This window comes from Amycolatopsis sp. NPDC034160, assembly GCF_055575355.1.
In genome coordinates this window covers 16,845-29,469 of the sequence record NZ_JBVISU010000017.1, presented here as the reverse complement: position 1 = coordinate 29,469, position 12,625 = coordinate 16,845, and the positions used below count along the sequence as shown (strand labels likewise).

The 12,625-nt window shown below is 68.5% G+C and carries 14 protein-coding genes and 1 pseudogene; 5 read left to right on the top strand and 10 right to left on the bottom strand.

What is annotated here, in order from left to right; all coding sequences use genetic code 11:
* Positions 1 to 137: 137 nt before the first annotated feature.
* From der to cmk, 3 genes are read right to left on the bottom strand one after another with little or no spacing between them, the layout of a single operon-like run.
* On the bottom strand, positions 138 to 1,622 hold the full coding sequence (gene der, locus ACZ54P_RS28855) for a ribosome biogenesis GTPase Der (RefSeq protein WP_465464714.1): 1,485 nt from the start codon (positions 1,620 to 1,622) through the stop codon (positions 138 to 140).
* 4 nt (positions 1,623 to 1,626) lie between these two features.
* The gene (locus tag ACZ54P_RS28850) at positions 1,627 to 2,295 is read right to left on the bottom strand and encodes a lysophospholipid acyltransferase family protein (RefSeq protein WP_465464713.1); all 669 of its coding nucleotides are present in this window, start codon (positions 2,293 to 2,295) and stop codon (positions 1,627 to 1,629) included.
* Positions 2,292 to 2,996, bottom strand: coding sequence for a (d)CMP kinase (gene cmk / locus ACZ54P_RS28845; RefSeq protein WP_465464842.1), 705 nt, complete (start codon positions 2,994 to 2,996; stop codon positions 2,292 to 2,294). Before cmk ends, ACZ54P_RS28850 begins: the two co-directional genes overlap by 4 nt.
* A gap of 182 nt (positions 2,997 to 3,178) precedes the next feature.
* On the opposite strand from cmk, the pseudogene ACZ54P_RS28840 reads away from it, so the two are divergent.
* The 4 genes and pseudogenes from ACZ54P_RS28840 to ACZ54P_RS28825 form a co-directional block, all read left to right on the top strand.
* A pseudogene (locus ACZ54P_RS28840) lies at positions 3,179 to 3,253 on the top strand (DUF4267 domain-containing protein); the annotation flags it as partial.
* A 73-nt stretch (positions 3,254 to 3,326) separates the two neighbouring features.
* The gene (locus tag ACZ54P_RS28835; RefSeq protein WP_465464841.1) at positions 3,327 to 3,452 is read left to right on the top strand and encodes a hypothetical protein; all 126 of its coding nucleotides are present in this window, start codon (positions 3,327 to 3,329) and stop codon (positions 3,450 to 3,452) included.
* 15 nt (positions 3,453 to 3,467) lie between these two features.
* Positions 3,468 to 3,950, top strand: coding sequence for a cation:proton antiporter regulatory subunit (locus ACZ54P_RS28830; RefSeq protein ID WP_465464712.1), 483 nt, complete (start codon positions 3,468 to 3,470; stop codon positions 3,948 to 3,950).
* Between the two features lie 6 nt (positions 3,951 to 3,956).
* The gene (locus ACZ54P_RS28825; RefSeq protein WP_465464711.1) at positions 3,957 to 5,153 is read left to right on the top strand and encodes a cation:proton antiporter; all 1,197 of its coding nucleotides are present in this window, start codon (positions 3,957 to 3,959) and stop codon (positions 5,151 to 5,153) included.
* Positions 5,154 to 5,236: 83 nt separating this feature from the next.
* Here ACZ54P_RS28825 and ACZ54P_RS28820 read toward each other — a convergent pair whose 3' ends face one another.
* A complete protein-coding gene (locus ACZ54P_RS28820) occupies positions 5,237 to 5,857 on the bottom strand; it encodes a TetR/AcrR family transcriptional regulator (RefSeq protein WP_465464710.1) in 621 nt (206 codons plus the stop codon).
* Between the two features lie 65 nt (positions 5,858 to 5,922).
* Between ACZ54P_RS28820 and ACZ54P_RS28815 the strand changes: the two genes are divergently transcribed.
* Positions 5,923 to 6,756: a class I SAM-dependent methyltransferase gene (locus tag ACZ54P_RS28815; protein ID WP_465464709.1), complete on the top strand. Its 834-nt coding sequence runs from the start codon at positions 5,923 to 5,925 to the stop codon at positions 6,754 to 6,756.
* An 81-nt stretch (positions 6,757 to 6,837) separates the two neighbouring features.
* Here ACZ54P_RS28815 and ACZ54P_RS28810 read toward each other — a convergent pair whose 3' ends face one another.
* The 6 genes from ACZ54P_RS28810 to ACZ54P_RS28785 form a co-directional block, all read right to left on the bottom strand.
* A complete protein-coding gene (locus ACZ54P_RS28810) occupies positions 6,838 to 8,706 on the bottom strand; it encodes a Xaa-Pro dipeptidyl-peptidase (RefSeq protein WP_465464840.1) in 1,869 nt (622 codons plus the stop codon).
* A 93-nt stretch (positions 8,707 to 8,799) separates the two neighbouring features.
* On the bottom strand, positions 8,800 to 9,552 hold the full coding sequence (locus ACZ54P_RS28805) for a pseudouridine synthase (protein ID WP_465464708.1): 753 nt from the start codon (positions 9,550 to 9,552) through the stop codon (positions 8,800 to 8,802).
* Positions 9,542 to 10,264 (bottom strand): SMC-Scp complex subunit ScpB, encoded by a 723-nt coding sequence (gene scpB / locus ACZ54P_RS28800; RefSeq protein ID WP_465464707.1) that lies wholly within the window; start codon positions 10,262 to 10,264, stop codon positions 9,542 to 9,544. The genes ACZ54P_RS28805 and scpB overlap by 11 nt, the downstream gene beginning before the upstream one ends.
* The gene (locus ACZ54P_RS28795) at positions 10,261 to 11,196 is read right to left on the bottom strand and encodes a segregation and condensation protein A (RefSeq protein ID WP_465464706.1); all 936 of its coding nucleotides are present in this window, start codon (positions 11,194 to 11,196) and stop codon (positions 10,261 to 10,263) included. Before ACZ54P_RS28795 ends, scpB begins: the two co-directional genes overlap by 4 nt.
* Positions 11,196 to 11,621: a cobyrinic acid a,c-diamide synthase gene (locus ACZ54P_RS28790; RefSeq protein WP_465464705.1), complete on the bottom strand. Its 426-nt coding sequence runs from the start codon at positions 11,619 to 11,621 to the stop codon at positions 11,196 to 11,198. The genes ACZ54P_RS28795 and ACZ54P_RS28790 overlap by 1 nt, the downstream gene beginning before the upstream one ends.
* Positions 11,618 to 12,565 carry a ParA family protein gene (locus tag ACZ54P_RS28785; protein ID WP_465464704.1) on the bottom strand — a complete coding sequence of 316 codons (948 nt, stop codon included), beginning with the start codon at positions 12,563 to 12,565 and terminating at the stop codon, positions 11,618 to 11,620. The genes ACZ54P_RS28790 and ACZ54P_RS28785 overlap by 4 nt, the downstream gene beginning before the upstream one ends.
* Positions 12,566 to 12,625: the final 60 nt, after the last annotated feature.

Genomic DNA, 12,625 nt, shown 5'->3' with positions numbered 1-12,625 from the left:
CTATGACTTTACCTCAGGTGGGCGACATATCTCAGGAGGGTCTCGACAGAGTGTCGAAACTCACCCGGTGGACACGCCGTAACCCGAGGTCAACGGCGTGTCCACGCAGTGAACTATTCACCTACATCGTGAGAAATTCAGCGGTTCTTCGGTTTTCCAGCCGCTTTTCCGCTGACCGCTTTTCCGCCGACCTTGGGCCTTTGCTTCTTTTCCCGCACCCGGACATTCACCCGGACGGGGCTGCCTTCGAAGCCGAATCGCTCGCGGAATTTGCGTTCGATGAACCGGCGGTAGCCCGCCTCGAGGAAGCCGGTGGTGAACAGGACCAGCGTCGGCGGGCGGATGCCCGCCTGGGTCGCGAACAGCACCTTCGGCTGCTTGCCACCGCGCACCGGCGGCGGGGTCGCGGCGATGAGGTCGGCGAGCCAGCCGTTCAGCTGACCGGTGGGAACCCGCTGGTCCCAGGACTTCAGCGCGGTCCGCAGCGCCGGCGCGAGCTTGCGCACGGAACGGCCGGTGAGCGCGGAGATGTTGACCTTCTCCGCCCACGGCACCCGGACCAGGCCGCGGTCGAGTTCGCGGACCATCGCGTGGCGGCGGTCCTCGTCGACGAGGTCCCACTTGTTGAACGCGAGCACGCAGGCACGTCCCGCCTCGACGACCATGGTCAGCACCCGCAGGTCCTGCTCCGAAAGCGGCTCGGCGGCGTCCAGCAGCACGATCGCGACCTCGGCCGCGTCGATCGCGGTCTTGGTCCGCAGCGACGCGTAGTACTCCGCGCCGTTCGCGGAGTTGACGCGCTTGCGCAGACCGGCCGTGTCGACGAACCGCCAGGTGTCGCCATCCAGCTCGACCAGCGAGTCGACCGGGTCGACCGTGGTACCGGCGACCGAGTCCACCACGGACCGCTCCTCGCCGGAGATCTTGTTCAGCAGGCTGGACTTGCCCACGTTCGGCTTGCCGACGAGCGCGACGCGGCGCGGGCCGGCGGTGGCGCGGTCGCCGTCACGGGGCATCGTCGGCAACGCCTTGACGATGGCGTCGAGCAGATCACCCGAACTACGGCCGTGCAACGCGCTGACCGGATGCGGTTCGCCGAGGCCGAGTGACCACAGCGAGGCGGTGTCGGCGAGCAGGCGGTCGTCGTCGACCTTGTTGGCGACGAGCAGCACCGGCTTCTTCGAACGGCGTAGCACCTTCGAGGCGGCCTCGTCGGTCGCGGTCGCGCCGACACTGGCGTCGATGACCAGCAGCACCGCGTCGGCGGTGGCCATCGCGATCTCGGCCTGCGCGGCGACGGAGGCCTGCAGCCCGGTCGCGTCCGGCTCCCAGCCGCCCGTGTCGACCAGGGTGAACCGGCGGCCCGCCCAGAAGGCGTCGTAGGCGACGCGGTCCCGGGTCACGCCGGGAACGTCCTGCACGACCGCCTCACGGCGGCCGAGAATGCGGTTGACCAGGGTCGACTTGCCCACGTTCGGCCGACCGACCACGGCGAGGACCGGCTGCGCGAGTTGCGCCTCCTCCTCGGCCTCGCCGACGGCGATCTGCGCGTCCAGCGCGGTGAATTCGGACTCGTCGGACCAGGAGCCGTCGATTTCGCCGACTCCGTCAAGCTCTGTCATCTACTCAATCCTGTCGCGTGTCTTGGAGCCCGTGCTCCAAGCGCCATTCGTCCAGTGCCTTCACGAGGTCCGCGAGCGCGATGCGAAGCCGCTCGGTTCCCTCCTCCAGCCCTGTCCTTCCCTTCCCGATGGCGGGAGTGAAAGGTTCGCCGACCATGATGTCGACGCGTGGCCGCCAACGCCTCCTGGCGCCGGCGGGTTTGTACGTCCCCCGAGTGGCGACCGGTACCACGGTCGCGTTCCCGGCGCGGACCAGGAAGGCCGCGCCGCGCTCGAAGTTTTCGGCGTCACCGAGGCCGCGGGTGCCTTCGGGGAAGATCCCGACCGCGCCGCCGTCCTCGAGCACCTTGACCGCCGTCATCAGCGGTCTGCGGTCGACCGCGCCCCGTTTCACCGGGATCTGGCCCAGTTTCGGGAAGAACCAGCCGACGAACCCACGGAAGAGTTCCTCCTTGACGAGGAACGCCGTGCGCCGCGACAACATTCCGAACAGCAGCTGCGGTTCCACCATCGAGCTGTGGTTGGCGATGAACACCACCGGACCCGACGCCGGTACCCGGTCGCCGCCGTGCAGCCGGACCCGGAACGCGGGCCGGACGATGAACTTCGAGATACCCCTGCCGAAGGTGTGCAGCGGGCCGCTCGCGCCTTCGGGCAGTCCCCTCGCGCTCACCTGGCCGCCTCCGCCGGGCAGCCTTCGAGCAGGCCGCGGTGCAGCGCCAGTTCCGCCAGCGCGACGATCACCTGGTCGATGTTCAGCCGGGAGGTGTCGACCTCGACGGCGTCGTCGGCCGCGCGCAGGGGCGACGTCGCCCGCGTGGAGTCGAGCCGGTCACGCCGTTCCACCGCCGCCTTCGCGACGTCCACAGTGGACTCGCGACCGGCGGCGGAGTCCTGCGCGCTGCGGCGTGCGGCGCGGACCTCGGCCGAAGCGGTGAGGAAGACCTTCAGCTCGGCGTCCGGGGCGACGACGGTGCCGATGTCGCGGCCTTCGACGACGATGCCGCCGACCCGGCCGAGTACCTCGGCGATGAGTTCACGCTGCCGCGCGACCAGCAGCTCGCGGACCGCGGGGACGGCCGAAACCGGCGATACCGCCGTAGTGACGTCCGCGCCGCGGATCTCGGCGGTGACATCCTCACCCGCCAGGGTGACGGTCGCTTCGTCCGGGCTGGTTCCGATGCCGAGTTCGGCCTGCTCCGCGACGGCGATCACGGACGGCGCGTCGGCCGGGTCGGCCCCGGCGCGCAGCACGGCGAGGGTGACCATGCGGTACATCGCTCCGGTGTCGAGGTAGCCGGCGCCGAGCTTCGTCGCGAGCTTCCGCGAGACCGTGGATTTCCCGGTTCCGGACGGGCCGTCCATCGCGACCACACCACGCAGGGCTCCCGCCACCGAAACTCTCCTCTGACTCTTCGTCGCTCACCTGATCGAGGTCCATTCTGCCTGGTGGCGCACGACACGCCTCAGCCGCCCACGGCGAGGTGGTGATATGCGAGTCCTAGCAACGCTAGGCAGTTCCGCAGACCCAGACGGGTGGCTTCGGGCTGCCGGTGATGCCGCCCGAGGGAGATCCGATCCTCGCGGTCAAAGGTGTCCGCGACATCGGCACGGCACTCGTGGTGCTCGCGCTGCTCGTGTTTCCGCAACGCCCGCGCGCTGGGCTGTGCGCTGCTCGCGCTGGCGTTCATCCCGTTCGGCGACATGCTGATCGTGTTGACCCACAACGGGTCCATGGGCGCCGCGCTCGGCATCCACGGCGCGACGTGCGCCCTGATGATCCTGAGCTCGGCGCTGTTCCTCATCTGCCCGAAGCAAAACGGACAGTGAGTTACTGTTGATGACGTGAACGTCGAAGTGACTCCGCTCCCCGGAATAGGTGTCCGCAAGGACTTCGCCACTCGCAACGGCCGCCGCGTCGGCGTGGTGACCCACCGCGATGGGCATGTCGAGCTGATCGTGTCCAAAACGGACGATCCCGACGCCTGCCTGGCCTCACTTCCGCTCACCAACGACGAAGCGGGGGCGCTGGCGAACCTGCTCGGCGCGCCCCAGCTGGTCGCCCAGCTCACCGAGGAGCACCGGGATCTGCCGGGGATCAACACCAAGCAGCTGCCGATCAAGGCCTCGTCGCCGTTCGACGGGCGCACTCTCGGCGACACGGCCATGCGGACGAGGACGGGTGTCTCGGTGGTCGCGGTGATGCGCGCCGGGCAGGTCCACCCCTCCCCCACGCCGGACTTCAACCTCACCGCCGGCGACGTGCTCGTCGCGGTCGGCACGTCCGACGGCCTCGAGTCCGCCATCAAGATCCTCAAGTACGGCTGAGCGCGGATGGATCACACCGCACTGTCCTTGATCGAACTCGGGGCGGTCTTCTTCGGCCTGGGTGTGCTGGGCCGCCTCGCCGGGAAGATCGGGATGTCCCCCATCCCGCTGTACCTGATCGGAGGCCTGTGTTTCGGGCAGGGCGGGCTGATCCCGCTCGGCGACATCGGCGACTTCACCCACCTCGCCAGCGAGATCGGCGTCGTCCTCCTACTTCTGCTGCTGGGCCTGGAGTACTCGGCGGCCGAACTGTTCACCGGGCTCAAACGCTCGTGGCTGGCGGGGATCGTCGACATCGTGCTCAACGCCGCGCCGGGCGCGATCGTCGCGCTCATCCTCGGCTGGGGACCGATCGGCGCGATCGTGCTCGCGGGCGTCACCTACATCTCGTCGTCCGGGATCATCGCGAAGGTGCTCGGCGACCTCGGCAGGCTCGGTAACCGGGAAACGCCGGTGGTGCTGTCGATCCTGGTGTTCGAAGACCTGGTGATGGCGCTGTACCTGCCGATCCTCACCGCGGTGCTCGGTGGCGTGAGCTTCCTCGGCGGGATGAAGGCGGTCGGGATCTCACTACTGGTGATCACCGTCGTCCTGGTGATCGCGCTGAAGTTCGGCCGCTACGTCTCCGCGGCGGTGGACAGCCCGGATCGCGAGGTGTTCCTGCTCAAGGTCCTCGGCGCGGCGCTGCTCGTCGCGGGGCTCGCTTCGGCGATGCAGGTGTCGGCCGCGGTCGGCGCGTTCCTGCTCGGCATCGCGATCTCCGGCTCCACGGCGGAGAACGCGACACACATGCTGGAACCGCTGCGAGACCTCTTCGCGGCCATCTTCTTCGTCGTGTTCGGTCTCAACACGAACCCCGCGTCGATCCCGCCCGTGCTCGGCTGGGCGGTCGTGCTGGCGGTGGCGACCACGCTCACGAAGGTCGGCACCGGCTGGTGGGCCGCGCGGAGACAGGGCATCGGGAAGATGGGCCGGGCCCGTGCCGGAGCCGCACTGGTCGCCCGCGGTGAGTTCTCGATCGTCATCGCCGGGCTGGCGGTGGCCGCGGGAGCCGTGACCGGCGAACTGGCGGCCCTCGCGACGGCTTACGTGCTCCTGATGGCGGTCCTCGGCCCGACGGCCGCGCGGATCGTCGAACCGGTGGCCCGCGCGCTGCAGCGGAAGCCGTTCGGGTCGAAGAGTCCCGCTTCGCAGACCGGCTGACGCGCCCGGTCCCGAAGTGTCATGAGGGGTCCCCATAGGACGAAATTTGTCCCATGGGGACCCCTCATGACATCTCGCCTCCGTCAGCCGCCGTCGAGCACCTGGGCGGCCAGAAGCCCCTCGACCCAGCGTTCCCACGCCGCCGGGTCCCACCCGCGGTCACGCGTGAGGATGAGGAACAGCTCCGGGCTCAGCAGGGCGTAAAGAATGTCCGCCGCCTCGTCGACGGCGAGATCGGCCCTGGCACCGGGCTTCCCCGATAAGGCCTTCGCCGCCGCCACGTGCACGGTGTGGCGGGGGTCCTCGCGCTCCGGCCACAGTTCACGGAGTTCGGGGTGGGCCGCGGTCGCGGCGCGCACCATTTCGCTGACGGCGGCGACCCGTTCGAGCACGGCGCGGCTACCCGCGACGAGAGCGGTGAGCGCCGTCCCCGCGTCCGGAGCGTCCACCACACGCGCGAACCATGGCCGCTCCATGGTCGCCACCGGACGGTCGTCGCCGGCGATCGCGACGTCGACCAGCTCCTTCAGCAACGTCGGCTTGTTGCGGAAGGCGAAGTAGATGGTCTGGACGGCCACCCCCGCCCGGTCGGCGACCTGCTGCAGCGTGGTCGCCCCATAGCCGTCGGCGAGAAAGAGATCCTTGGCGGCTTCGATGATCCGCCGCCGCGTTTCGGCCGCCTTGGCGGCCTTGACACCACTCATGATTGGAGTCTATCTCTAGAGTCAAACACTAGAGTCCAACTCTAGTAACGATGCGGGGAGACCTCATGGTGACGATCGCCAATCAGCAGCAAGCCGAAGCGTGGAACGGCTGGGAGGGGAAACTCTGGGCCGAGCATCCCGAGCGCTACAACGGAATGATGGAGTCCTTCGACGCGCCGCTTTTCGCCGCCGCGAACATCGAAGACGGCGCCGCGGTCCTGGACGTCGGCTGTGGCGCCGGGCTCACCACCCGGCTGGCCGCGAGAAAGGCCGGGAGCGGGCACGCGCTGGGCATCGACATTTCGGCGCCGCTGGTGGAAAGGGCCCGCTTGGACGCGGCGGCCGAGAACATCACGAATATCGAGTTCGTCCAGGGAGACGCGCAGGTCCACCCGTTCGAAGGGCCCGGCTTCGACGTCATCCTGAGCAGGGGCGGCGTGATGTTCTTCGCCGACCTGGTGGCGGCCTTCGGACATCTCCGCGACGCCCTGGCACCAGGCGGCAGGCTGGCCTTCCTGGGGCCGCGATCGGGCAACGCCGACAGTGCCTACGCCCGGGCGACCGCGGCGCTCACGCCCTACCTCCGTGAGCCGTCGCCCGCCGCACGCGGGATGGGTTCCCTGCTGGCCCCCGAACGGATCGCCGAGGTGCTCACGGCCGCGGGTTTCGGTGGCATCGAGATCACTCCGGTGGACGCGGACATGAACTTCGGCGCGGACGCTCCTGACGCGACCGAGTTCGTCTTCTCGATGGCCCCGATCCGGCACAACCTGCGGACCGTGGACACGGACTCGATCGCCGGGCTCCGCGACCGGGTACGGGACGCGCTCGGCGAATTCGAGACACCGCAGGGGGTACGGATTCCCGGCGGGGTTTGGATCGTCACCGCCGGGCGCTGAAGCCCGACTGCCCGGTCCCACGCGCTATGAAAGGTCCTTTCCTGGCAAATTTTGCGAGGAAAGGACCTTTCATAGCATCGCTTACCCGCGCTCCAGCCCCGAAGCACCCGCCGGAGCGATCTGCGCCGGAGCCGCCGGCAACGGAGCCGGAACAGCCGCCGGACCCGCACCCGCGACCGGCAGAGCCAGCGAAGTCTTACCCAGATCCACCGTGATCTTCGGGTACTGCGCCGGACCGGAGATGAACGAACCGTCCGTCCCGCCGATGATCAACGCGAGCTGATGTCCCTGCGGGACAACGTGATCCGTACTCGCCAGCCGGAACGTCATGGTGTACGGCTGTCCCGGCGTCAGCGGCGATTCCTGGCCCAGTGACCGATAGTTGGCCAGATCCGCCCAGCCGCGGCTGATGATGTTCAGCCCGACCGAGACCGAGTCGGTGCTCGTGTTCAGGTAGCAGGCGTCATTGCCGGAAGCGCTCGATCCCCAGCACGACTGTGTCACCTCGTTCTTGATGCCTTCCTTCGGTCCGGTGTAGTTCCGGATCGTCGCCGGGCCGTAGTCCACCAAGATCGCCGAGAGCCGCGCGGTGGACGTCGACGGCGTCGCGGTCACCGTCACCTTCGCGGTCCCGGAGACGTGCAGGTCCTTCGCGAGCGCGCCGGTGCTGAACAGCACGCGGCCACTGGAGGTCTCCGTCGGCCGCGCCGCCCAGCCGTTCGAGGTCTGGCCGGACGAGTCGGTGAACGACGCCGTACCCGTTCCGGCGGTGGTGCCGAGCGTTCCGACACCCGGGGTGCCGCCGGCCGCGGGCCGCAGGGTCACCGCGCTCCCCGCGGGCCACGCCGCCTGATCCACCCAGACGTCGGGAGCGCGTTCAACACTCGCGCCCGGGGTCTTCTCGATCCCGTTGTCGACGCCGAGCAGGTAGTGGTCGAACCATTTGTGCAGGGTGTCGACCCACGCCGATCGCCGGTAGTCGAACGGATCGACGTGACCGGCCTGCGTCAGCCACACCTTGCGCTCCACCCGCAGCGCTTCCCACCACTGTCCGAAGTTGATCATCTTGACGTTGAGGTCGCCCAGGCCGTGCGAAGCGAGCACACTCGCTTTCACCTTCGAGGCGCTCTGAACGTGGTCCCGGTCGAGCCAAAACGAGTTGTAGTCACCGTTCGCGGTCGCGCCCTCGGTGAGCTTCCGGTTGGCCCCGGCACAGTTCTGGCCGCCGTTGCGCTGGGAGACGGTCTGCGCCAACCCGGCGGGGCTGCCCTGACGCAGGTTCGCGCCGTCGGAACGGTAGTAGTCGTACCAGGAACTGATCGCGCCGATCGGCACGATGGTCTTGAGCCCGTCGACCCCGGTCGCCGCGACGCCATTGGCGATCGTGCCGTCGTAGGACTTCCCGATCATGCCGACAGCGCCTGTCGACCACGACGCGTTCGTTCTCGCGGAGCCGGTCGCGGAGGTGTACCCGTTCGCCCGGCCGTTCAGCCAGTCGACGACCTTGCGGGCCGAATTGACGTCCGAGGGCCCGCCGATATCGGTGCAGCCGCGAGATTTGTTGGTACCGGCCAGATCCACCAGTACCACGGCGTACCCGCGGGGGACGAAGAAGTTGTCGTAGTAGAGCGGGAACCCGACCGGCCTGCCCGCCGGGTCGTAGGTCTTGAGTTCGCTCTCGTTGCCGCGGCCGCAGCACGAGTAGTACGGGCTCGCGTCCATGATGACCGGCACCTTCGTGCCCCGCGCCGCGGGTTCCCTCGGCCGGATGATGTCGGCGGCGACCCGGTCGGAGCGGCCGTCGCCGTCGCCGTCGAGCCCGATGTCCACCCAGGCCGTCTCGCGGACGGCCTGGGCGAAATCGTAGACCGGTTCGCTGCCCCGCGGTTTCGCCGCGGCCTGCGGCGCCGCGACCACGGCCGCGGCGACCGCCAAAATCCCTGCCAGCACAACTGTTTTCACGGTTGAGCCCTTCCCCGTCGGCTGAAAGCCCGTCAGGGAGAGCTAAACGCGATGATCAGTCACGCAGTAGAGCGGAAAGTCTTACAGATCGACCGCACGGTAGAGCGAACCGACCTCGCCGCGGTTGAGCCGACGGATCGAGCCCGAGCGCTGGGCGCCGAGCTGAACGTCGCCGAGCGCGGTCCGGACCAGTTTGCGCACCGGGTGCCCGGTGGCCGCCATCAGCCGCCGCACGATGTGCTTGCGGCCTTCGTGGATGACCAGTTCGATCTGGGTCCGGCCGGCGAGCATGTCCTTGACCCGGAACTGGTCGACCTTGACGATGCCGTCCGGCAGTTCGAAGCCTGCCCGCAGTTCCTTGCCGAGCCCACGCGGGACGATGCCCTCGACCTCGGCGAAGTAGGTCTTCAGTACCTGGAACGACGGGTGCATCAGCCGGTGGCCGAGGTCGCCGTCGTTGGTGAGCAGCAGCAGGCCTTCGGTGTTCTCGTCGAGCCTGCCGACGTGCACGATGCCGGGGGTCTCTTCGTACCGGCCGCGCAGGTAGTCGCCGACGCACGGGCGGCCGCGGTCGTCGCTCATCGTGCTGTGCACGCCCTTGGGCTTGTTCAGCACGAGGTAGACGAGGTCCTCGCGGATCTGGACGCGGGTGCCGTCCACGTGGATCACGCAGTTGTCCGGATCGACCCGGCGGCCGAGTTCGGTGACCACCTTGCCGTCCACGCTCACGCGACCGCGCACGATCAGGTCCTCGGCCGCGCGCCGGGAGGCGACGCCCGCCTGCGAAAGGACCTTCTGCAGCCGAATGCCGTCGGGATGCGGGTCAGATGTCATCGATGGTGTCCACTTCGGGTAGCAATGGAGCGATGGGCGGAAGGTCGGCCAAGGACGAGAGGCCCAGTCGCTCCAGGAACAGCTCGGTCGTCACATACAGCGTGCCTGTGGTTTCGGGGTCGGTCCCCATCTCCTCGATCAGGCCGCGTGCCAGCAGCGTCCTGATCACCCCGTCCACGTTCACCCCTCGGACGGCGGCGACCCTGGCTCTGGTCACCGGCTGCCGATAGGCGATCACGGCGAGGCTCTCCAGAGCGGCTCGCGTCAGCTTGGAACGCTGGCCGTCGAGCAGAAGCTTCTCCACGAACGGGGCATAGACGTCTCTAGTGTAGAACCGCCACCCTTCGCCGACGCGGCGCAGGTCGATTCCGCTGGATCGCTCGGTGAACTTCTGCGCCATCGTGCGCAGCGCGACGGTCACCCGTGACTCGGGCTGGCCGACGGTCTCGGCGAGCGATTCCTCGTTGATCGGCGAGTCCACGACCAGCAACAACGCTTCGAGGGCGGCTTCGAGCGCCTCGTCGGAGGTGAGGTCGGGATAGTCCCCGGCACCCGCCGCCACGAGCCCCTCGTCGGCGGGAGCGTCGTCGGACACCGGCTCGTCGGCGAACGGCTCCCCAATCTCTTCCGGTCCTGCAGTCTCGTCTGGCTTCGCAGTCTCTTCCGGCTCCACTCGGGTGTCTTCGGTCTCTTCGGTGCTCTCGGGGCTCACCCGTACTCCTCGTCCTCAACGACGGCCAGATCGTGTTCGGCCGCCACCGACGCCTCCGCCACGGACCCGCCGGTCCAGCGCACGTGCAATTCGGCGAGCGCCTCTAGTTGCTCGAACTGGACCGTCGCCTCGCGGTACAGCTCCAGCAGCGCGAGGAACCGCGCCACGATCTCGACGGTGTGTTCGCAGTCTTCGACAAGCTCACTGAAGGTCGCTTCGCCCAGCTCCGCGAGCTTGAGCCGCAGCAGCGCGGCGTGCTCGCGCACCGAGACCCGGCCCATGTGGATGTGCGCGATCGACACCGTCGGCGGCGGCTTCGGCCGGAAGACCGCGATCGCGATCTCGGCGAACTTCGCCGGGTCGACGCCGAGCATCACCTCGGGCAGCAGCCCCATGAACCGGTCTTCGAGCGCGACCGACCGCGGATAGCGCCGCAGAGCGCCGGCCTCCAGCTCGCCGAACAGCGCCGCGACCTGTTTGTACGCCCGGTACTGCAGCACGCGCGCGAACAGCAGGTCCCGCGCCTCGAGCAACGCGAGGTCGTCTTCGCTCTCCACCTCCGCCGAGGGCAGGAGCCGCGCCGCCTTGAGATCGAGCAGGGTGGCCGCGATGACCAGGAACTCGGTCGTCTCGTCGAGGTTCCATTCCGTGCCGAGCGCACGGGTGTAGGCGATGAAATCGTCAGTGACCTGGTGCAACGCGACTTCGGTGACGTCGAGCTGGTGCTGCGAAATCAGCTGGAGCAGCAGATCGAACGGGCCCTGGAAGTTCGCCAGGTTCACCTTGAACTTGGACGTGCTCAGCTCTTCGCTGGCCAGTCCTTCGGGGACCATCCCGCCGTGCACGGTCTCGTGCACGGCGGGGGTCTCCTCTGCCTCTGTCCGCTCGACCGGCTCTGAGCCGCTGGGAGCAGCCGCGGCCGGGTCGTCCATCAGCTCTCGGTCTCTTTCCCGCCCTCGGCGCCCGCCCGCAAGCGCTGGACGAGGACCGACTCCTCGCCGGCCGCGTCGAAATCGGCCAGCAGGACGGCCACCGCCTCGCGGACGAGCCTGCCGCGGTCGAGCACGAGCCCGTGCTTCGCGCGGAGGTTCAGCCTGGCCTGCTCCATCGCCAGCAGCTCGTCGCCGGAGACGTAGACGGTGATCTTCGCGTCGTGTTTGGTCCGCCCCGAACCGCTGCGCGCGGCCCTGGTCAGCTGGTCCTTGTGCGCCTGCCCGTCCCCGTCCGCCGAACCGTTCCCGGTGCCGTTCCCCGTCGAGGGGGCGGGCTGCGCGGGCGCGGGCGGGAGATCGAGGGCGGGGCTGGAGGTGATCCTGAAAAGTTCGGACGCTCCGGGCAGGGAAGCTCGCCTGCTCACCGGGCGATCACCTCGCGGGCCAGCGCGCGATAGGCTGCCGCGCCGGCTGATTTGGGGGCCCAGGTCGTGATCGGCTCGCCCGCGACTGTCGTCTCGGGGAACCGCACGGTGCGGTTGATCACCGTGTCGAACACGATGTCGCCGAATGCCTCCACCACTCTCGCCATGACCTCCTTCGAGTGCAGGGTTCTCGGGTCGTACATGGTGGCGAGAATCCCCGTGATGTCCAGTTTGGGGTTGAGGCGTTCCTGCACCTTCTCGATGGTGTCGATCAGGAGCGCTACGCCTCGCAGACTGAAGAACTCGCACTCCAGCGGGATGATCACACCGTCCGCGGCGGTCAGTGCGTTCACCGTCAGCAGGCCTAGCGAGGGCTGGCAGTCGACAAGAACATAGTCGTAGTCGTTCATGACCGGACGAAGGACCCGTAACAAAGTGTGTTCGCGCCCTACCTCTGCGACCAACTGGACCTCGGCCGCGGACAGGTCGATGTTGCTCGGCAGCAGGTCGACGCCGTCCACCCGGGTCTTCCGGATGACGTCGGTGATGCTGACCGAGCGCTCCATGATGACGTTGTAAACCGTCTGGTCCAGCTCGTGCGGCTGAATGCCGAGGCCGACCGAGAGCGCGCCCTGCGGGTCGAAGTCGACCAGCAGGACCCGGCGGCCGCATTCGGCGAGCGCCGCACCGAGGTTGATGGTCGAGGTGGTCTTGCCGACGCCGCCCTTCTGGTTGCACATGGCCATCACCAGTGCGGGGCCGTGCCGGTCCAGAACCGGCGGCTCGGGGATCTCGCGGAGGGGACGGCCGGTGGGGCCGATGCCTTCCCTCTCGAGTTCTTGTTGCTTGGTTTCTTTGGCGCGCTTGGCCTTGCGGCCACGGGAAGAGATCGTGTCCTCCGACGGTTCGTCGCCGTCGTGTTCGGCGGGGGTTGCGATGGTCACCTGGCTGAGGCTCGCCGCGGCCGAACCGGCGGACGCGGACGGCTTCGCCGGCTCGTTCGG